Origin of the sequence: Butyrivibrio sp. WCD3002, assembly GCF_000424265.1 — a bacterium.
Classification (GTDB): Bacteria; Bacillota; Clostridia; order Lachnospirales; family Lachnospiraceae; genus Butyrivibrio.
On record NZ_AUJO01000023.1, the window covers coordinates 33,630 to 53,374 of the forward strand.

20 protein-coding genes and 3 pseudogenes are annotated in these 19,745 nt (G+C 40.4%); 4 read left to right on the plus strand and 19 right to left on the minus strand.

Annotated elements, in window-relative coordinates; genetic code table 11:
• Nucleotides 1-119 precede the first annotated feature (119 nt).
• Nucleotides 120-290 (plus strand): hypothetical protein, encoded by a 171-nt coding sequence (locus G608_RS23655; RefSeq protein ID WP_196810212.1) that lies wholly within the window; start codon nt 120-122, stop codon nt 288-290.
• 10 nt (nt 291-300) lie between these two features.
• Here G608_RS23655 and G608_RS0114540 read toward each other — a convergent pair whose 3' ends face one another.
• The 8 genes from G608_RS0114540 to G608_RS0114575 form a co-directional block, all read right to left on the minus strand.
• The gene (locus G608_RS0114540) at nt 301-708 is read right to left on the minus strand and encodes an iron chaperone (protein WP_022762558.1); all 408 of its coding nucleotides are present in this window, start codon (nt 706-708) and stop codon (nt 301-303) included.
• Nucleotides 709-757: 49 nt separating this feature from the next.
• Nucleotides 758-1,279, minus strand: coding sequence for a DUF4256 domain-containing protein (locus G608_RS0114545; RefSeq protein WP_035795762.1), 522 nt, complete (start codon nt 1,277-1,279; stop codon nt 758-760).
• Nucleotides 1,280-1,538: 259 nt separating this feature from the next.
• On the minus strand, nt 1,539-2,006 hold the full coding sequence (locus G608_RS22615) for a helix-turn-helix transcriptional regulator (RefSeq protein ID WP_051209384.1): 468 nt from the start codon (nt 2,004-2,006) through the stop codon (nt 1,539-1,541).
• 72 nt (nt 2,007-2,078) lie between these two features.
• The gene (locus tag G608_RS22940) at nt 2,079-2,453 is read right to left on the minus strand and encodes an acyl-CoA thioester hydrolase/BAAT C-terminal domain-containing protein (RefSeq protein ID WP_081677441.1); all 375 of its coding nucleotides are present in this window, start codon (nt 2,451-2,453) and stop codon (nt 2,079-2,081) included.
• A gap of 166 nt (nt 2,454-2,619) precedes the next feature.
• Entirely contained in the window at nt 2,620-3,798 is a 1,179-nt protein-coding gene (locus G608_RS0114560; protein ID WP_026496649.1) for a hypothetical protein, read from the minus strand.
• 41 nt (nt 3,799-3,839) lie between these two features.
• Nucleotides 3,840-5,009 (minus strand): hypothetical protein, encoded by a 1,170-nt coding sequence (locus tag G608_RS0114565; RefSeq protein WP_026496650.1) that lies wholly within the window; start codon nt 5,007-5,009, stop codon nt 3,840-3,842.
• Between the two features lie 289 nt (nt 5,010-5,298).
• Nucleotides 5,299-8,076, minus strand: a complete 2,778-nt coding sequence (locus G608_RS21360) for an alpha-L-rhamnosidase (protein ID WP_051209386.1) — start codon at nt 8,074-8,076, stop codon at nt 5,299-5,301.
• Nucleotides 8,077-8,140: 64 nt separating this feature from the next.
• A complete protein-coding gene (locus G608_RS0114575; RefSeq protein WP_026496651.1) occupies nt 8,141-8,341 on the minus strand; it encodes a hypothetical protein in 201 nt (66 codons plus the stop codon).
• Nucleotides 8,342-8,462: 121 nt separating this feature from the next.
• Between G608_RS0114575 and G608_RS21365 the strand changes: the two genes are divergently transcribed.
• From G608_RS21365 to G608_RS24145, 3 genes are all read left to right on the plus strand, one after another.
• Nucleotides 8,463-9,656 carry a helix-turn-helix domain-containing protein gene (locus tag G608_RS21365; RefSeq protein ID WP_051209388.1) on the plus strand — a complete coding sequence of 398 codons (1,194 nt, stop codon included), beginning with the start codon at nt 8,463-8,465 and terminating at the stop codon, nt 9,654-9,656.
• Between the two features lie 282 nt (nt 9,657-9,938).
• Nucleotides 9,939-11,738: a methyl-accepting chemotaxis protein gene (locus tag G608_RS0114585; RefSeq protein WP_026496652.1), complete on the plus strand. Its 1,800-nt coding sequence runs from the start codon at nt 9,939-9,941 to the stop codon at nt 11,736-11,738.
• 264 nt (nt 11,739-12,002) lie between these two features.
• Nucleotides 12,003-12,125 carry a hypothetical protein gene (locus G608_RS24145; RefSeq protein ID WP_255345352.1) on the plus strand — a complete coding sequence of 41 codons (123 nt, stop codon included), beginning with the start codon at nt 12,003-12,005 and terminating at the stop codon, nt 12,123-12,125.
• A gap of 238 nt (nt 12,126-12,363) precedes the next feature.
• Here G608_RS24145 and G608_RS24315 read toward each other — a convergent pair whose 3' ends face one another.
• The 11 genes and pseudogenes from G608_RS24315 to G608_RS24450 all read right to left on the minus strand — a co-directional run.
• Nucleotides 12,364-13,728 (minus strand): manganese efflux pump, encoded by a 1,365-nt coding sequence (locus G608_RS24315; RefSeq protein WP_081677442.1) that lies wholly within the window; start codon nt 13,726-13,728, stop codon nt 12,364-12,366.
• A 480-nt stretch (nt 13,729-14,208) separates the two neighbouring features.
• Nucleotides 14,209-14,469 (minus strand): type II toxin-antitoxin system prevent-host-death family antitoxin, encoded by a 261-nt coding sequence (locus tag G608_RS0114600; RefSeq protein ID WP_026496653.1) that lies wholly within the window; start codon nt 14,467-14,469, stop codon nt 14,209-14,211.
• Between the two features lie 91 nt (nt 14,470-14,560).
• A pseudogene (locus tag G608_RS23945) lies at nt 14,561-14,779 on the minus strand (DUF6017 domain-containing protein); the annotation flags it as partial.
• Nucleotides 14,780-14,802: 23 nt separating this feature from the next.
• Nucleotides 14,803-14,886, minus strand: a pseudogene (locus G608_RS24590) (ParA family protein); the annotation flags it as partial.
• Between the two features lie 215 nt (nt 14,887-15,101).
• Complete coding sequence (locus G608_RS0114610) at nt 15,102-17,318, minus strand: EAL domain-containing protein (RefSeq protein WP_442852227.1); 2,217 nt, start codon at nt 17,316-17,318, stop codon at nt 15,102-15,104.
• Nucleotides 17,319-17,467: 149 nt separating this feature from the next.
• Entirely contained in the window at nt 17,468-17,866 is a 399-nt protein-coding gene (locus G608_RS24595; RefSeq protein ID WP_330367041.1) for a TipAS antibiotic-recognition domain-containing protein, read from the minus strand.
• A 5-nt stretch (nt 17,867-17,871) separates the two neighbouring features.
• Nucleotides 17,872-18,099, minus strand: a complete 228-nt coding sequence (locus G608_RS24600) for a MerR family DNA-binding transcriptional regulator (protein WP_330367042.1) — start codon at nt 18,097-18,099, stop codon at nt 17,872-17,874.
• Nucleotides 18,100-18,204: 105 nt separating this feature from the next.
• Entirely contained in the window at nt 18,205-18,414 is a 210-nt protein-coding gene (locus tag G608_RS23950) for a hypothetical protein (protein ID WP_442852228.1), read from the minus strand.
• Nucleotides 18,415-18,505: 91 nt separating this feature from the next.
• A complete protein-coding gene (locus G608_RS0114625) occupies nt 18,506-18,907 on the minus strand; it encodes a DUF1284 domain-containing protein (RefSeq protein ID WP_051209389.1) in 402 nt (133 codons plus the stop codon).
• Nucleotide 18,908: 1 nt separating this feature from the next.
• Nucleotides 18,909-19,508 carry a DUF1349 domain-containing protein gene (locus G608_RS0114630; protein WP_026496657.1) on the minus strand — a complete coding sequence of 200 codons (600 nt, stop codon included), beginning with the start codon at nt 19,506-19,508 and terminating at the stop codon, nt 18,909-18,911.
• 144 nt (nt 19,509-19,652) lie between these two features.
• Nucleotides 19,653-19,745, minus strand: a pseudogene (locus tag G608_RS24450) (radical SAM mobile pair protein A); the annotation flags it as partial.

Genomic DNA, 19,745 nt, shown 5'->3' on the forward strand with positions numbered 1-19,745 from the left:
CAACCTCGATTCCCTGCTGGGTAAAGAAGCTTTCCCAATCCAGAGTGAGATTGCCATCATCAGTCACAAGTGCAGGAATCCCAATATATCCATTGTCCTTTCTTATCCGTGATAATAAGATGAATCTTCTGGAAGAAGAATTTGACAGGCGTTTTAATGCCATTCTATCCAACATTACTGATCCATGGCATATAGCCTTTACTATTGGTGGCTTCTATAAGCTCTTTTGCTACTGGGCAAAAACCGGATATGAAAAGACACCTGAAGAAATTGCAGCCTATATTAAGTAATCTTTACACCTTATTTGGAATAGTTCTCAAAGCACCATTTTGCGATCCTTATGATCAGTGCTTCCGGTAAAGGCTGATCATAGGGGATCCGTATCGTGCCCTTGCTTACATCATAATCGGAGAGTTCCTCCGTAAATACAGCTGTAGCCTCATCACCGGGATAAATGCCCAGATGTTTCTTTGATGCTGCGAAATGAATGATATTACGACCTTTCCAATAAGTGGGCATCGACCAGGAGATCCGTTCCTCCGCGTCCGGCAGTGCATCACGAAGGATCTCCCGGATCTCCATTAATCTGGGCTTATATTTCTCATCCTGGGCAGCAATGTATTCATCAATATTCTGCGGTTTCACACAGTAATGGTCCTGGTTTTGTCTGCTGAACTCTCTGCCGCATTTCGGACATTTCCATGCCATGGCTTCACCTCTTCAAATCTCGATTTATAGACATCCCGACAAATTGAATTTATATAAGCGTATAACCTCTGAACCCGCGCACTGAATAGTACGAATCCGCCCCGTTATGGAATGTGAAAACCGTTCCGTAACGTCGTTCGCAGAACAATGCACCGCCCTTGTCGCGAATATCATCCGGCGTAGTGATCCAACTTGACGTTTTCAAATCAAATTCCCCGAGACTTTGCAGTCGGCGATAGAGTTCCTCCGTCATGATCAAAACGCCGATTTCTTTTGCTTTCAATTCGGCGCTGCCTGACGGCGGGTTTTTAGCACGCCCCTGTAATGCCTTTTCGTCATAGCACAGGCTTCTGCGCCCAGAAGGGGACTCCTTTGCGCAGTCGCAGAAAATTAGCTTTCCCGTCTTTTCGTCATAGCCGATGGTATCCGGTTCTCCGCCGCTCTCCTCCATCCTTCTCAAAACATCCATGGAGCTCTGATGCTCAAGCAAACGTTTCTCCACGTCAAGCCAACTCAGTTCCATATGAAGATTCTTATTATCCTGAAACCTCGCTTTTAATATTTCTAACATAGTTTCCCCCTCCAATCCCCGATTTGTCATACTCATTTATATTAAAAAATTAATCCTATTTTACATTTGTGTTGTTGTAAAAAATGAATACTTGGAGACAGGTATATAAGATTGAAAAATACATAGTAATTATATATCTTTTTGTAAGCGACGGGAGAAATAGGTATATAAATTTGGCTTAAGAGCCTTTCTTATATATGTTGTGTAATAAGGAACGCTAAACATATTTTAGGAACACTTTTGTAAAAAGAAAGAAAAATTAAAAAGAAAACATTTCCATGTAATAATCATAAGCCTTGTCACATTCATCAAATGATAATCCTGTCTCGTTCACTAAATAGGATACAGCTTCTTGCTTATCATCGAATCTTTTCAGCAGCGTGGTAGCCTCAGATATTCTTCTTAATGCATTCTGAAAATCATCAAAATTTATATCTGTAGGAGACATTTCGTACAGTCTATGTTCTAATAAACACAGCAGGTTGTCATCAGCTGCTTTCTTATAGTTTTCTTCGCAAAGGTATTCACCGGCGAACAATTCGTTGATTGAAATCTTTAATATATCACATAACTGCCTATACAAACTAGCATCGGGTAAGCATATTCCATTTTCCCAATTTGAAACTGAACGATCTGTTACACCAAGTTCTTCTGCTAGTTCAAGTTGTGTTAGTTTATGTCGCTTTCTACATGCTGCTATAAAAGCACCAATTTTCTTTAAATCCATTTTTCAAACTCCTTTATAGCAACATTATAAGCAATATTCAATAATAAAAACATGAAACAAAACTTGAATTTATCAATTAATCCATTCTATTATTTCCTTCTCCGACTTTTCAAAATAAGATAAGTTCACCTTGCGAAACTTACCAAAGGTCCTATACATCAGTCCGATAAATGGAATCATACGATAAAGCTTTTTCTCTCTTTCTCTGTTTGGCATAAGTCCATTCAGATGGCTTCCATGCGGATAAATAATAACCTTAACATCTTTATCGTAGTTTGCTTTTTTTAGATCTTCCTCTATCAGTTTCACCGAGTATTCGGAAGGCCATGCTTCATCTTCATCCCCGGCAATAAGCAGAACTCTTGCCCCTGTCTTTTCAACATGAAGCTTCGCCCTTTCAACAGCATCATTATCATGATACGCATCATGATAGGCTACAGTATACAGAACTGTATAGTCTAAAAAAGGATGTAGCGTATCTAGCTACACCCTCACAAATCTAAATTATCATAGAAGTTCCATATTTACAGAGAAAATTTCAAAGTCTCCCCTGTATTTGAGATAGCGCTCTGATCCCCTTACTTTTCTTTCTCATGTCCTCTCCCTCTAATCATTATTTGATTTTCTTTAATATGCTTTTTGACCAGGTGTAATATATACCTGTTTCTTTTTCCTGATAAATAACTATTATTTCAGTCTTAGATGTTCTAGGAGCATAATACAATTCTGTAGTTTCACCATTTGTTTTGTTTACAGAATTTTCATTTTCATAATTGGTTGGAACTTTATTTAAAGTGATTTGCTTTCCATTATTTACTTTTTCATAATGATAGCTACTTTCTAAACTTTCCTTAATTCCATCAATTACGTCGTTACAATCACCATCCCCATTTAAATCAAGAGATGTTTTCTTTCTTTTGGCATAAGTTCCTGCATACTGTGATGTATTACTATATGAAACATCTTCAAACTCATTGCTCTTCTTAAGATATATTCCTTTTAGCCTATAATTTTTATTAAGCTTTATTTTTAATTTTCCTTTTGCCTTTGTAGTACACATAGCACCATCAGTTGTGCCATTATAGTAAATGTACTTCTTATTATCAGCATTTTTAGAATAGTCGTAGATGAGTGATTTTCCTGCAAATGTAGCCGAAACTACCGCATTTCCATTGTCGGATACTTTTATTTTTATATTTTTTTTGGCTACTACATTGCCATTTATGTCATTTATATTGAACTGAAGCTTTGCATTACCCTTCTTTTTACCATATATCCTTATAGTGTAATCTGCATAATCTAATAATGGTGCCTCACCGGTTATGAATATTCTTTCACCGGTTATTCTGTCTCTGTAGTATTTTTTTCCGCCTGCCTCAGTATATGTTTTAGGTGGTACTCCTCTTACTATCTTTTTCCCACTTATCTTTGTTGAAATGACACCCTTTCCTTTTTTTACTTTGAGCTTACTTATAGATGTCTGCCCATAGGGAAGTGATATTTGTATTTCCTTATATCTTCCTTCCTCTACAGTTACATTTTTTTGTATATCCTGATTTATTATCTCAAAATCTTCGTCTCCGGCTTTACTACCATCTGAATATTTAGTATATGTTTTACCGTTTGCTTTATTAGTGTATGTTACATTCCCGTTATTATCCTTATCTATTGTAATATTGACATTTTCTTTGTCAGCATTAGCTCTATAGAAGGCATTAGTATCAATATTTGATGTGATCAGCATAGTTGCAAAAAGCACCATGCTTATATTTATGTTAATGAACTTTTTCATAGCTACCTCCGGTTTTATTCATATAATTTACTGATTTTCTTTTACTTCGAGATTCTTCTTTTTATTGAAACAGTCTGTGATAAATATTCTCCTGTTCGCTTATCCTGCATAATAATAATGAATTGTGTTGTAGATATATTAGATGAATTCTGCTCTAAATAGCTATAATCCTTCAACCCTTCCTCGCGATCCAAAGTTATTGAGGTATTTGTTACAGAATCAGGTACATTACTTAATTTTACTTTTGATCCATTTTTAATTTTTTTATAGACCTTATCACTGCTTGCACTTTCCTTGATTCCATCTATTTCATCATTGAAATCTCCATCCCCATTAATATCTACAGCATTCGTTCCATTCTGAGCATAATATCCGGTTGTATATCCATAGCTTTTATCATATTCCTTATTAATATAGGGAGTATTAGTAACCATATAGATACTCTTAAGTCTTGCATACTTATTCATTTTTACTTTTAATTTGCCGCTTTTCTTTGTTGTGTAGCCTGTGCCATTTTTGGAATTGCCGGCATATATATATTTGCTATTGTCCGTCATATCGACCAATACATTCTTACCGCCAAATGTAACCTGTTTAACCGGTTTTGCATTATCAACTACCGATACTTTAAGAGTTCTTGTTTGGACCTTATTTCCATTTATGTCATTAAACTGAAAGCTTATCTTGGCCTTACCTTTCTTTTTACCGGTAATTCTTATACTATATGATACTTTAGTTACAACGACCTGCTTACTGTCTGTATATATCTTTTCATCTGTTCTCTGATCCTTGTAGTAATATCTGCCATCACTTTCCTGACTACAATTTATGATCATATTTCTAGTTATATTTTTACTTGAGATTTTAGCTGTCAGATTCTTCTTTCCGCTTATAACTTTTACATTACTGATAGTTTGATTATATGAAGGGTAAATACTAACTTCGTTAATATCCCCCACTCTGATCATTTGTTTATCAGATTCTATTCTCGATAAGTTAACGAAATCTGTATCTCCTGCTGAGGTTCCATCTGCATATTTCACATAGCTTTTACCATTTGCACGATTTGTATATGTGGTAGTTCCATCATTGCTTACATCTTTATTAACTGATACGCTTGATAAATTAGCAGAAACTGTCATTGGCATGCTAAGTGTAAATACCAATGTTGCGCAAGCAACTGTCTTTAGTAATTTTTTCATTTTTCCCATTCTTCATTCCTCCCTTTTCCAGCTTGATTATCATACTGTAAAATTATAATTCCCGGTGATTTTTGCGACGAAATGCATAGATTTGAGGACGAAATGCACACAAAAAGGGAGGAAATGCCATTATGGCATTCCATCCCTTAGAATTTATATGATTTTTCCCCTTCAGACCCCAAACTATACTCTTTAAACACTTTTACATACTTCCCTTGAAGATTCGTTCCCCCTCAAATCTTCAAACAAAACATTTAGACTATATCATAAATTGCAGATTTTTTAAAGTTTCCCTCCTTTAGTATTTTCTTATATCTCCATCAAAAGCCGCGCCCTGGTTATTTGCTTTTTCCTGCACATTAAGAGCTGCTATTACAGCTTCATACATAGGCTTTGCTTCAGGAGCCTGAACCAGCATCTCCGTAAGAGTCATGCCCATGGCATATCCGATCATGGGATTATCCAGCATTCCCGGAGCAAACTGTTCAAACATGTCCTTTGCAAGCTGATTCTGCAATATCTCGCCAAGAGTGCTCTCCATGCTGTATCTCTCCACAGTCAGATCCGTATCAGTAGCATAGTCGAACTCATAGGTTCCGGAACCAAGCACCTTAGTCTCAGTCTGCTCAGGAAGGGTCAACTCAGCCGTAGTATTAACCGGAACAACAACCTTAACCTTTATCCTTCTATCTTTGCAGCTCACATGACTCTCTATGGTTCCGTACATGGTTTCAAAAGACCTGTCGAAAGAATAAATGCCCTTCACCAGCATCGGCTTTACCCTGAATCTCTTGTATCCGGGCTCAAGCTGCTCGATTCCACTTATCTTCCTGAACATCCAGTCTGCGATCGAACCATAGGCATAGTGATTAAGAGAGTTCATTCCGGACACATCAAAGTCACCCTCCGGTGTGATGGAATTCCATCTCTCCCAAATCGTTGTTGCCCCCTTATTTACGGCATAGAGCCATGAAGGATAGTCCTCACGCATGAAAAGAACTGTTGCCAGATCATGAGCGCCGTTCTCGGAAAGCACATGGCAAAGGTATGGAGTTCCTACAAAACCTGTCACCAGGTGATTCTTGTGTGCAGCTATATTTTCAACCAAAGCATCAAGGATTCGCTTTCTGTCCTTTTCTCTTGCCAGGCCGAAGAAAAGAGATATCACTGCCCCGGTCTGTGTCTCACTTACGATACGTCCTGTCGAGGTATAATACTCACTCCTGAAGGCTTCAAGGGTCTTTTCATAAAGCTTAGAGTAGCTCTTTTCGGCATCGGAATGTCCGAGAACTTTGGCTGTCTTTCTCACAATATCGGTCACATACAGATAGTAAGCATTTGCTATAAGATACTTGTCTGTCGCACCGGTCCTGTCAGCCATCTCCTCCTTATCCAGCGCAAGCCAGTCACCGTACTGAAAGCCGGTCTGCCAAAGGCCGTTATCGCCGCAGTGATTCCTTATATGATCAACCCATTCATGCATGCACTGCCAGGAATCTGAAAGAATCCTTGTATCGCCATAGGTCTGATAAACAGCCCATGGAATGATAACAGCTGCATCCGACCAGGCTGACGAACTGTAGGAGCCCAGTATATCCGGAACCACATGAGGCACACCCTTTTCAAGAGATGACTCGGCACCAATATCCTTCATCCATTTGCTGTAGAACCTGGCTGTGTTTCTGATCTCTGAAGCAGTCCAGCAAAAAACCTGGGCATCTCCCATCCAGCCGAGCCTTTCGTCCCTCTGAGGGCAATCTGTCGGAACATCAAGGAAGTTATCCCTAAAGCTCCAGGTCACATTGCTATAGAGCTGATTGACCTTCTTATTTGAGCACTCAAAATCTCCGGTCTCTTCCATATCAGAGTGGATCACCAGAGCTGTGAACATGTCCTCTGTGAGATCCTCAATGCCTTCGATCTTCGCATACCTGAAGCCATGGAAAGTGAATTTAGGTGAAAGAACCTGCCTCTCTCCATTAAGCACAAACGCATCTATGGACACGGCTTTTCGCAAAGTTTCAGGATAAAAGACTCCGTTCTTATCCAGGGTCTCAGTATGCTTAACTGTTACCTTCTGCCCTTTTTTGCCCTTTATATTAAGCTCAACAACACCTGTAAGGTTTTGCCCGAAATCCACAAGCTTATTGCCTTCGGGATCTGTAAATATCTTTACGGGTTTAAGCCTCTTTGTTACCCTGACAGGCTCATTTTCCTGGGCAACAAGGGTCTTTGGATCGAACTCCGTTACTGATACCTTACCCTCTGCAAAATCAGCTTTTGTGGTATCTACCGACTCTCCCATATAGATCTCACTTGATAGAATCTGCCCTTCTCTTACGCCCCAGTTCTCATCAGTAAAGATCTTGTCGCAGCTTCCATCCTCATAGAAAACGTGAATCTCAGCAAAAGCAGCAACCCTGTCACCATAATTATTGGGCTTTAGAGTGAATCCAAGGATGCCCTTATACCATCCGTTTCCAACTGTGATCTCAACGAAGTTTCTTTTATCAATAAGCTCAGTAATATCATAGATCTGATACTGAAGCCTGTTTTTGTAGCTGGTCCACCCGGGAGCCATTCTCAGGTCTCCTGCAGTCTTTCCGTTTACGCTCATCTCATAAACGCCGTAGCTTGTGACGTAGGCAACAGCTCTTTTAACCTTTTTCCTGGTAGCAAAAGAACTGTAGAACACAGGACAGCTCTTGTTATCCTCTGACAAGTCGTGGGTGATCATGCGCGCCTGAAAGCTTGCAGGGTCAAATATACCGGTAATGAAACCGCCTTCAATCTCGCTTTTTTCATCATGATTGTCGCAGGCTTCCACGTGAACACTGTATGCCGTCTCATCTAAAAGAGCATCTCCCGCATACTCCACATGTATTGATGCATCTGACTCTATCAACTTGCTGTCCCAGACAGTGTTTCCGCTATCAGATTCAGTGACAACAATGCGATAGTTCTTCTGCATGGTATCGGTCCTGCCGGACTTAAGTTTCCAGGAAAACCTTGGATTTTTTACTGAAAGTCCGAAAGGAGCTTTGTCATATTCTATTCTAAGGTCATATAAATTCATTTGATTATTCCTCTCCATAGCAAATTTCCCGTTCTTTTTAAGAAGCACAGTGCACTCGGCTGCGTTATCCAGTACCAGATTTAAATACTGTTGCAACAGCTCCCGCAGCCATCGCAGCCTTATCTGTGTAGAAGTATGTCAGCAATCCGACAAGACCTGACATTGAATTAAGGGCGAACTGTCCCAATGAGTCCGCAAAATAATCTCCCTTTCTCATTACTTTCTGGACACCGGATTTATCGAGTCCAAGTGGTTTCTTTGCCATTTCTTTGTATCCTCCTCTAAATATCACACACAGTGCATCTCTTTCTTTATTGACATTGTGGTGTATCTGTAGATAATATTATTGCAAGCACGTGAATTTATTTGTAATTAGGTGAATTATAATGGCTGGAAAAAGAAAAATCGAAGACTTCCTAAATCTTCTATACAACGCGGCATATATTCCTGTCCACTACTTCAGGAAAGACGAGCTTATTATGGCATTCCCTGCAAATGAGCTGCCGGTGGACTTTATCTCTGCATATAAGGGGCTTCTTACAGAAAGTAACGAGAATGTCAGTTTCAGATTCACAGAAGACTTTCTCTTTTTAGGAATAATACAGAACTTTAACACCGGTGAAACCATAATCGTAGGACCTGTAAGCAATGTCACAATAACCTCTGACATCATCGATCACATGATAAAAGAGTACTCTCTGCCTGTGGAATACAAGCTGGGAATAGAGGAGTTCTATCGCAAGACTCCTCTGTTTTCAAACTCTCAGTTTTTCAATATCCTTGCCCTGATCAACAGGGAACTGAATGGCGAGACCATAGACATTATCTCCAAGTTCAACGTATTTGATCAGGGAAAAGAGAAAGCTATCGGGCAAAAGCATACAAGAGAACTTGTGGATATCAAGGAAAATGAGCGTTTCCACAATACGTATCTCTTTGAGAAGGAATACTACGGATACATTCATCGAGGTGACGTGGAAGGCCTCAAAGCATTCTTCAAAAATGCGCCAAGGATAACTGAAGGAAAAGTGGCGGGTGACTCACTGCGCCAGGCCAAGAACATCTTTATCAGCTCCATCGCCATCATCACCAGAAAAGCTGTTGAAGGCGGACTGGATGTGGAAACAGCGTATCTTCTCTCCGACTCCTATATCCAGGAGGCGGAAAAGATGACGGACTCTGCGGCCATCACATTCCTTAATGCCACGGCAGCTATGGACTTTACCAAGAGAGTTTCGGAAGCAAAGATTCCTTCCGGAATGACCATTGATATCTACAGGGCCATCGAATATATCTCCAATCACGTCAATCAGGACATCTCTGTAGAAGAGATTGCTGATCACCTTGGCATGGAGCGAAGCACCCTCTCCAAGAAATTCAAGAGAGAATTGGGCTTTAACATCAGCTCTTTTATCATGAGAAAAAAACTGGAGGAAGCCAGAAGCCTCCTCCACTACTCTGATCGCTCCATAAGTGAGATCAGTGAATATCTGTGTTTTTCTTCCCAGAGTTATTTCCAGAATGTTTTTAAAAAGAAATATGGGATGACACCCAAGGAGTATAGAAAGAGCATATCCTAACAATTGCAAATAATGTAAACTGCCTGGCCATCGGCCAAAAATATTTCTTCTCCTTTTTCATGTAGTTTAATCATCTTATCACCATTCCAATGAAGAAATATTCTGTTTGGGATAATATGTAATCCTTATGAAAGAAATTAATGAAGTTTTTAGAATCATTTAATAGCTGCTGTTGGGCTGATTGATATAATAATTATATAAGTACTTAATATTCATAAAATATGCTTACTATGTCACTTTTAAATAGTAATCTTTGTTATTCAACTTGAGGAGGCAAGAAAAATGGCAAGCGAACAAAACTCAAAACAGGAAAATATCTTAAAAAAAGGAAATATTTTCCAATCAATTGTATTCCAAAATTTATCTGTAAATCTGGTTATACTCCTGGCATTTGTTATAGTTACAATTGTTCTTATTAACAGCTTAATAGGAATGAAGGAAATTGCTGTCACTGCCAGCCAGGGTGAAGCAGAAACTCTTATAGCCGAAGCAAAAATAAAACAGGCAACTCTACTTATCGACGGCAGACTCAGCGCTCTTATCGGAGCCTCGACTATCGATACCGTTGACGAAGCTACAATACAGGGGTATCTAAGTGATATAGACGCTGCCAAGGCACAGATCCCTGATGCGCTAAATTACCTTAGTACCAGCCTTCTTGTAACTCAGGGTCAAAACGGTGATCAGATTTTTAAAGAGCTCTCCACTGCACTGGATACATATCTTGCTGATGCCGATAAAATCGCAGCGGGTTGTAAAGCCAAGGATATGAATACTGTATTTGGCATTCTGTCTTCAACTTATTATCCCAACATGAACGCTATGAATGCATCCTTTGATACGGCCGAAGCAACCATCAAAAGCCTCTCTGATGGAATGAATGCTTTTCTTCAATTTAGATTAGACTCAGCAAAAAGAAATGCATATATAGGTATGATCATTATTGTGTTGTGCATTCTCGTAAACCTTGGCCTTGGTATTGTAAGAATCAGCAATAAGATAAGTGCTATTTCTTCTGAAGTAACATCAATCATTGATAATATAAATGCAGGAAAAGGTGATCTTACAGTACGTATCAAAACCGCCTCAAAAACAGAGCTGCAGTCCATTATCATGGGTATCAACCAGTTTATAGAAACCCTTCAGGTGATCATACGTGACGTAAAGGATGGCACCGTTGTACTAAGAACTTCATCTGACGAAATGACAGATAAGATTCAGAGAGCAAGCGACAATATCACAAACACTTCTGCAGCTCTTGAGGAATTATCAGCCAGCATGGATACAGTTGCAACTACAGCAGATCAGATCAACGGCCGACTTGAAGAAGTTAAAGATGCAGCTGATGAGATAAGACACGAAGCCTCAGAGGGTGCACAAACAGCCATTGGTATCAGAAACGAAGCTGATGAGATCAAGGCTACAGCTGCACAGAAGAAGGAAAACACAGGCAGCAAGATCTCTGAACTTGGCAATGTACTACAGGAGTCTGTAAAGAACAGTGAAAAGGTTTCACAGATAAACGAACTTACAAATGTTATTCTGGACATCGCTTCACAGACAAATCTTCTTGCTCTTAATGCTTCCATTGAAGCAGCAAGAGCGGGTGAAGCAGGAAAAGGCTTTGCTGTTGTAGCAGGCGAAATCAGTTCTCTTGCTGAAAGCAGCAGACAGACGGCAGGTAACATCCAGGTTATCAGCAATGAAGTAACAAATGCAGTTAAGAGTCTGTCAGACAACGCACTTGAAGTCATTGATTTCATCAACAATACAGTTATTGCAGACTATGACTCTTTCGTAGAAACCGGCGATAAATATGAGCAGGCTGCTATCCTAATGGATGAGATGCTTGAGAAATTCACCAGCAAGGCTGACAACCTGAATATCATAATGGATAAGATGGCTGATTCTGTCGGTTCCATCACAGAATCCGTAAAACAAAGCTCAGAAGCCATCGGCCTCTCTGCTACCAACTCAACTGAGATTGTAGGTGAGATCCAGGGTATAGACAATGCCATGAGCGAGAATAATAAAGTTACTGAAACACTGAACCAGAGAACAAGTATTTTTGAGAATCTGTGATGGGGATGCATAAGCTTTAAGCGTCAAAAAAAGCCAATTTTATTCATCTTAAACGAAGTATTCCTGAAAAAGGGACTAATCAGCCACTCCTAAGCATCCTAAAAGGCGTGGCATGGTTAGTCCTTTTTCAGTATTATCCAATTAATTCTTCAAGGATTTCCAATAACTTTTTGCCCCTCTTTAAATCTCTTTATCACTTCAGCTTTGCGCCATCCTTAAAAGCATTGCCCACCTTTTCTCCAACTCCATAATATCCATTACCAAATGCCGTACAGAAAATCCGGTGTAATCATTACCATGTACCAGGCATCTGCAATCATCTCATTTATGAGCTCATCAAAAGAAAATCTGGTGTGCTCAGGTGTCAGTTTCCTTAGGATAGCCTAAAACCAGAAAAACTTATAGCAGTTGCTAGTATCATCAAAAAGTCTGCTCAAATAGCCAATATTCAGTTCATCAGAAAAAGGCAGTTGTATCATATACCCACGTCATCCTTTTCTTTATTTCATCTATCATCCAATTATATTAAAAAAAGGACTCTGGCGCTATATGAGTCACCAAAGTCCATCTATGTTTAATTCCCTTTTTAAGCGAGTTGTTGTAGGGAGGAAGGCTAACGTTTAATTTAAAGAAAGATCATTAACATAACGATTGCAAAGCCTACTGCGAAGGTAAGTGCGCCTCTGTCGTTGTCTTGCTTCAGGGCTATCTGAGGAATTTCCTCGATGGTGGTATAAACAAGAGCTCCACCGGAAACTGACATTATATAAGGCAGAAGGCCGGGGAATAAAACAACCAGTACAACAGTGATAATACCTAGAAGCGGTATTGGTGCACCGGATACAACTCCCATAAGAAATGCCTTACCGGTTTTGGTTCCTGCTTCTCTAAGCCAAAGTGAAACGTTGAGCGCTTCCGGGATGTTCTGAAGTGAGATGGCAATAGCCAGGACAAGCGCAACCGATGATGATATCCATTCAGTCTCCATGAAGTGAGCTGCGTAAATAGTTCCAAGTGCTATTCCTTCGGGAGCATGATGGATCACTTCCTTCAGCACAGCCTTTATTTTGGGGCTCAATTCACTTTCCGGACCTTCGGTTATATCGGAATAAACATGTGTGTGTGGTATGAATTTATCAAGAAGAATCTGGAAGAGCACGCCTACACAAAAGAATATGGTTACAGGAATGATTCCCTTATGTACATTGGTGTCAAAGCCTTTAACTGCAGGCTCTATCATAGCCCAGACTGCTGCTGAGAGCATAATTCCTGAACTGAATCCAACCAGTACAGCCCTCATCTTGTCCGAGAGCTGAGCCTTCTGAGCATAGATGATCAGCGAGCCCAGGAGTGTTCCGACAAGAGGAATCAGCATTCCAAATATTATCTCGGTGTCGGAGAGTGTATTAGCGCTGTCCAAATGTGTTATAAGTGCTCGGAATCCAATGAACAAAAGAATTGTTCCGCCCATGATCTCGGATCCTGCCTTGTATCGATCCCCGAAAACGCTGCCTATCTTAACTCCTGCCATTGAAATGATACAAGTAATGACTCCGATAATGATTACTGCAATCACAACATTGATAAGTCTTCCTGAATCAATGATCTCAACCGGTACTGCTACAAAAGTGATGCCGACTGCCAAAGCATCAATACTTGTAGCTACAGCCATCATGAACATCGTCTTGACATCGAATCCCGGTGATACTTCCTCATCCGGACCAAGCGCTTCTTTGATCATATTACCACCAATCAGTGACAGTAGAATAAAAGCCACCCATGGCGCCACCATGCTGATCAGCTTAACAAAATTGGAACCCACCAGATAACCTATAAGAGGCATAACTCCCTGAAATGTTCCAAACCATACGCCACACAAGAGATACTCTTTCTTTGTGACCTTGCCTACTGCAAGACCTTTACAAATAGAGACCGCGAACGCATCCATCGCCAAACCTATCGCCAATAGCAGTACTTCAAATAAGCCCATAATCCATCTCCTAACAAAAAGAAAAATAAAAAGACCAAGTACAGAAAACTATACTTGGTCGTTCCTTCGAAAAAATGACAGCATGCATAGTTCTCCCTTAAACAACTATACATGAGTCTCGCAATTTAAAACAAGCCAGGCCAAAGCCAGTATGTTGACTTGCTACGTTAAAACGCTTGCTACTCCCTCATGGAAAATATGAGAAATCATATCATTAAGAACAGATGCTGTCAACGTATGATATTTCATTCCATACTCAGATTTCAGCCTGTCAAAAGTGAACTTGTCAGGCTTATATCTCTTTTGCAGTTTTCTGTAAAGTCGTAGTAGTAACTGATATCACCATAATCCTCCACCTTCCATACTCCAACATGGATAGGCATTTCTGGCTTGAAAATTTCTTCAGGCTCCTGCGTTGTTAAGATTTCCTCTTCATCTTGCGAATCTTATCTCTATAGTCCTGGGAATACTTTATTTTCTTCAATCCTCGAGCCCCATCTCTTTCTGCATTTCTTCGTCACTTACCCATCCCTCACGTTCTGAACGCTCTTCAGCTCGTTTCAGATCTGATAAGACAGCATGAACAGCCCTCAATCGATCAAGTTCATCCGCTTCCTCGACTGACATTATTGCATAAGCACCGCGGCCATTTCTTGTTAGATAAACCCTGCTATTAGTATCGACCTCTTTTAGTACATCTGTATAATTTCTAAGATCGGATATTGGCATAATTGTTGGCATAACCTACCTCCTTTTTACGCGAAACATATCTTTCTAGATAAATTATAAATCTCTGCCGCTATATATTCAGGCATATTCACATGTTAATTCATCAGCAATTCCTGTAGGCAAAATCGCAATTCACTTCCGACTGGTAATAACTCCCCATGGTTGTTGGGGCATTAAATAAAGCCGATAGCAAATAGTTTTTAATATTTCTCACCTTGGTCGTGTTTTCCTTCATGCAATCCATGACATATTCAACGTGCATATTATTGAGCTTTAAGAATTTTGACTTTACAAGGCTCGCAGGATATTCATTCTTGGATATCCAGATAGTTTTGTTCCTACAAAGAATGCCGCCTGTACAGGAATCAGAACAGAATCTGCGCAAGCCAGCGCATTTATTGTCATCATTCCCAAAGATGGCATAGATTTCATTTTTATCCATTCCTTTATATCCGGACAGTTCAAAAAAGCCCTCAGACAGAACTATCGTAACCACTCTCTTATCTACAGACTGGTAAATTGCAAAGGGTATGGGACTGTTTTCTAAAAGTTTTAATTCCTCATCACTATATCTGTACTTTTCCATTAGAAATACCTCCCCACATAAGAAGCCATCGCTCCATCTATCATCTGCTTTCCATTACTTATGCTCGTTTATCATAATCAAGTTCTTTATCAAATGCCTTTTCAAAATCCTCTACCGGCATTGGTTTGAAGAAATAATACCCCTGCATTTCCTGGCAGCCTCTTTCTTTTAAGAAATCAGCCTGAGCTTTTGTCTCTACTCCTTCTGCAATCAGCTTCATTCCTAGTAGCTCTACCAATTTGATCACCTGCGTGATTATGATACGGCTCTTTTCCATATCTCCAGCTCCAGTAAGAAAATGGAGATCCATTTTAATACGATCAACAGGAACTTCTTTTAGCATATGAAGTGATGAGTATCCGCTTCCAAAATCATCCATTTCTACCTGGAAGCCATATTCACGAAGTTCAGAAGTTGTTTTAATCAGGAAAGCCGGGCTTTCAACATATGCCGTTTCTGTTATCTCAATCCTTAGCTGTTCCGGATCAAGATCATATTTCTTTATAAGTTCATAAAAAATACCTGAAATATTCCTATCTTCTCTTATGCCTGAACGAGAGAGGTTTACTGAAACAGAACGGTGTTTTCCTTCCTCATTCCAACGATGAAGATCCTGGCAGACCTTATCCCATATGTAACTATCCAGATCAAAGATCATTCCTGTTTCTTCTAATACAGGGATAAACACTCCCGGAGAAATCCAGCCAAGCTTTGTATGCTTCCAGCGACATAAAGCTTCTGCACCACTTATCGTGCCAGAGCTATAATCCACCTGAGGCTGATACCATACCTGTATTTCGCCTTCTTGGAGAGCCGCTGGTAGATGTCCACTTATGTCAACTATCTGCTTACCCTTTTCCCACTGCTCAGGGTTGTAGAATTCATATCCTGTCTTTAATGTTTCCCTTACTTTCTTCTCAGCCATTCTGGCATAATCAAGCATTCGATCCACATCAATGTTTTTGTGGTCTTCCGGAGTAATCGCAAAAACACCGGTACATATCTGAAGCTGGATCTCTTTTCCTCTATCTATAAAGTAATTTCTGAGAGGCTCAAAAACTTCTTTTTCATCGCGGCCCATCTGCTCCGCATCAGTAAATTTCCGAAGCACTGCAAATCTGTCTCCGTTAATTCTTCCCATTGCTTCCTCATCCGAGAAAGTCGCAGTTGCCCTTTCAGCCCAGAAGCGCAAAAGATCATCTCCAGTCTCCCTTCCCATACTTTCATTTATGAATTTGAAGTTCTTAATATTGCTAAAGGAAAGAAGATACTGGTTCTCCGGATGCGTAATGAGCAGTTCCTCGACACGCTTCTTAAAGCCCTCCAGATTCAACACCCCTGTAAGTGGATCTTTTTCAGTCAGTTCACGTATCTTTTCTTCATGTTGTCTATGTATAGCCTTCTGCTTGTGAACAATAGCTATAATAAATAAGATGAAAAATATCGTTCCCAGTATCAAAAGATATCTGTATTCAAAGAGATAATCCCAAAAGTCATTTTGATATAAGCGTCTTGAAGTATAGTCCAGGATAATCGCCTGCTTCCGTGTATCTGTCAGCTTTTCAATGCCCCCATTAAGCCTGTCAACAATAAGTCTTCCTTCAGGTGTATCGAGTGTCCCTGCTCGGAAGTCCATGGAAAACATAGTTGCAGGCTGCACTTTCAGATCCGAATAAGATGGTTTCTGTAAGACATAACTCCAAACATAAGAATTATGCATCAGCGCATCCACTTCTCCTGATCTTAGAGCTTTTACACACTCTGGCATCGTATCATACAGTTTAATCTCCATTCCCGGATAAAGCTGCTTAACCGTTTCTGCTCCTCCTGCAAGAGAACTGAGCATTCCTATATGGCTTTCATCCAAAGAAGGAAGATTCTTATTTCCCTTTGTAACCATAGTAAATGGCGTCTGAATCAGATTCTCCGTAACAACAGACTCTTTGCCGGACGAACTCTTTATTGCACTGCCAAAGGGCATAATCATATCGTACTCAGGATTATCCAACGCATCTTTATTTGTTTTTTCTGTGATAACCTTAAAAGACGCACTATACCCTGCTTCTTCTGCAGCAGCGCGCATGAGATCAATGCCTATCCCCACGGTCTCTTTTGTCTCAGGATCCAAATAAAATACAGGGCATCTGTCAGCAGGAACTCCTATGACAATACTGTCTGCATCATTATTTCCCGCATTAACTGAAACTGTAATTCCCAAAAAGGCCAGAGTGAATAAGCATATTAAAAAGATTGAATAGCGTTTTATATTCTGCATTATTTTCATACAGCGCACCATCCCTCAATGATTTCAGAAACAAAAATGCATGGAGACAGAATTTATCCCCATGCACGTACATTATATCATTATTATGGTGCAAAATATGCGGTTTATAGCATTTTTATAAATACAATTATACTAATTGTTTACTTCCCACAGTAAATCTTTATTGCCTGATATACAAATTCTGCAGTTCCTTTGCCGCCCATCTTGTCGATGTTCTCAGTGAACTCTCCGCCGCCCGCATACATCTTACCAAGGCCGTAAAGAATCTCATCGGTGCATTTATACATGTTCTCTGTGATGAAGTCCTGTATCTTCTTGACCTGAGCCTGAACCTCTGCGGAAGCCGGATCCTTACTGATCATGGGCCCGAACTCCTCGAAAATCCTGGAAAAATCAGCCATCAGGCCGCTCTCGTATTCCTTGGTCCAATTCTTGCTCTTTTCCGAAAACTCTTTATACTCGGGAGTCTGCCCCCACTGCTCTTTGGCTTTCTTTGAATATTCATCAAGCTTACTACTATCAAATGCTGTAAAATCCAATCTTCTCACTCCTCTCGCTTTAAGGTATTTACACAGATTGAGCAGATTCTCAATGTGCTCCTTCTTGAGTTCCAGGAGGCCAATCTGCTGCAATTTCTCCAGTGCTGCATCGTCATACAGTCTGTAGCCAGACTCTGTGTATTCTGCGGCTTTAAGAGTCCTATCTGGTCGTAATACTGCAAAGTGCGTATACTCACTCCCGTCAGCTTACTTACTTCATTTACTGTCTTCATGGCTTTCATCTCCTTCACGTGTAACTATAGCTTAAACCATGACGTAACGTTAGAGTCAACACTTTTTCAGAAAAAAATATAGAGGTCGTAAAACCTCTATACTTCTCACCAATAATTCCTGCGTCTGTCTTCTAATTCGATTAGCGCGTCATAATAAAGCTGCTGAAGTTCAGCTTTACTTAAGCTGTTCACATAATCACGAAGTTCATCGTAATGTCGCTGCTCTTCCTCCTCTTCCTCTTTTTCCCACTCTTCCACTTGTTTGAGGAAATCCTCTGCAGCTTTAGGTTCAGCAGTGAAATAAAGAGCAATCATATGCTTACAGATTACTCTGCGTCCATCAGCAAGAATAGGCTGATGCTTACCGTTTCAGGTACCCTCGCATCAGCCTTTTTTCGTACCGTAATTACTCACTATCTTCATAGCGGCTTTTCTTTTCCCTGCAAATGTAATCCCAACTGCAATCTTCGCAGATATCTCCGCGGATACCCGCATCTATTATCTTCTCTCTGACAAGTCCTATGAATTTGGCAAAAGAGATCTCGCTTCCATCAGAAAGTTCGCAGGCACTCAGCACTTCCTCATCGTACCGCCGTACTTTCTCCTGGGTAGTGCATACGCCGCCTTCATTGTTCGGGCAGTTCTCGCATACAATATCTGTTTCAGCCTTCAGCACCACCTTCTGCTCCGGGTCCGCTTCAAGCTCTTTTTTCACCCGTCCCATGTGGTCCGTGAAATCAGCACTGTAGCCCTTGCCTTCATAGAACTGAAAGCACATCCCATGGTGGGGTCTTAAACATTTATTCATTTTATTCCTCATCCGGCTTCTGTCCATCATGTGCCTTCCACGCACACTCTGTCAGGGCTATATTTGTAAACTCTGCGGTAAAAGAGCTGTCTTCCGGCGAACATGCATATATTCCAAATCTCGCCTTGCCAGCACCCTCATGCATATGGCAAACTCTCATCTGTTTCCACTTATTTCCATCATCTGAGCACTCGATACAGTAATCATCTTCCCTGCGGCTCAGCCTATACCACATAGACTTCACTGACGCAGGAATCTCAGTAGTTGCCCAGTCAGAATAACCGTGGTTGGTAACAACTGATCCAAGGTGCTGGAACTCCTCGTTCTCATACTCAATTGAGCCCTTAAGCCAGTTCTCACTATCCAGGTACATCACAACTCCGCACTGATCAAAGCGGTGATGGCTGTCAGCAAAATCTGTTTTCACCACAAAGGAAAAGAACTTCTCCTCTGTCTCCATTTGAAACACAGGAGCATTATCATTCCTGAAATGATAGTACGTCCTCTGCCACAGATCTGTATGTGGCAATGTCGTCACAGTAATCTTATCCTCTGTCACGCTGTAACTCTTCGGTTCTCTGGTCCAAGTGAATTTCAACATATCTCATTCTCCCTCATCCGGCAATTAAAAACTGTGCGCTCATAGTATACCGATTTAAGTTATCCCCTTCGCTGCTAGCTCCTGAATCCAAAACTGTCTTGGTTATCTTATATGTTCCAGGTTCAAGATTTCCGTAAAGCCATTTCCTTGAAAAAACTGTGGCTTTTCAAAATCATCTATGATGTGATAACGCCTCGTATTGTTTCTGGCATAGCAGTACGGACATCCAACAGTGCA

Excerpts from the sequence above, each read along its gene's own strand:
- G608_RS21360 (WP_051209386.1), bottom strand. The coding sequence starts at position 8,076 with ATGAATTTATATGACCTTAGAATAGAATATGACAAAGCTCCTTTCGGA.
- G608_RS0114600 (WP_026496653.1), bottom strand. The coding sequence starts at position 14,469 with ATGCCAACAATTATGCCAATATCCGATCTTAGAAATTATACAGATGTA.
- G608_RS0114630 (WP_026496657.1), bottom strand. The coding sequence starts at position 19,508 with ATGTTGAAATTCACTTGGACCAGAGAACCGAAGAGTTACAGCGTGACA.
- G608_RS0114545 (WP_035795762.1), bottom strand. The coding sequence starts at position 1,279 with ATGTTAGAAATATTAAAAGCGAGGTTTCAGGATAATAAGAATCTTCAT.
- G608_RS23950 (WP_442852228.1), bottom strand. The coding sequence starts at position 18,414 with ATGATTGCTCTTTATTTCACTGCTGAACCTAAAGCTGCAGAGGATTTC.
- G608_RS0114610 (WP_442852227.1), bottom strand. The coding sequence starts at position 17,318 with ATGCAGAATATAAAACGCTATTCAATCTTTTTAATATGCTTATTCACT.
- G608_RS0114625 (WP_051209389.1), bottom strand. The coding sequence starts at position 18,907 with ATGAATAAATGTTTAAGACCCCACCATGGGATGTGCTTTCAGTTCTAT.
- G608_RS22615 (WP_051209384.1), bottom strand. The coding sequence starts at position 2,006 with ATGGATTTAAAGAAAATTGGTGCTTTTATAGCAGCATGTAGAAAGCGA.
- G608_RS0114560 (WP_026496649.1), bottom strand. The coding sequence starts at position 3,798 with ATGAAAAAGTTCATTAACATAAATATAAGCATGGTGCTTTTTGCAACT.
- G608_RS0114575 (WP_026496651.1), bottom strand. The coding sequence starts at position 8,341 with ATGGCAAAGAAACCACTTGGACTCGATAAATCCGGTGTCCAGAAAGTA.
- G608_RS0114585 (WP_026496652.1), top strand. The coding sequence starts at position 9,939 with ATGGCAAGCGAACAAAACTCAAAACAGGAAAATATCTTAAAAAAAGGA.
- G608_RS21365 (WP_051209388.1), top strand. The coding sequence starts at position 8,463 with ATGGCTGGAAAAAGAAAAATCGAAGACTTCCTAAATCTTCTATACAAC.
- G608_RS23655 (WP_196810212.1), top strand. The coding sequence starts at position 120 with ATGAATCTTCTGGAAGAAGAATTTGACAGGCGTTTTAATGCCATTCTA.
- G608_RS24315 (WP_081677442.1), bottom strand. The coding sequence starts at position 13,728 with ATGGGCTTATTTGAAGTACTGCTATTGGCGATAGGTTTGGCGATGGAT.
- G608_RS0114540 (WP_022762558.1), bottom strand. The coding sequence starts at position 708 with ATGGCATGGAAATGTCCGAAATGCGGCAGAGAGTTCAGCAGACAAAAC.
- G608_RS0114565 (WP_026496650.1), bottom strand. The coding sequence starts at position 5,009 with ATGGGAAAAATGAAAAAATTACTAAAGACAGTTGCTTGCGCAACATTG.
- G608_RS24600 (WP_330367042.1), bottom strand. The coding sequence starts at position 18,099 with ATGAAGACAGTAAATGAAGTAAGTAAGCTGACGGGAGTGAGTATACGC.
- G608_RS24145 (WP_255345352.1), top strand. The coding sequence starts at position 12,003 with ATGCCGTACAGAAAATCCGGTGTAATCATTACCATGTACCAGGCATCT.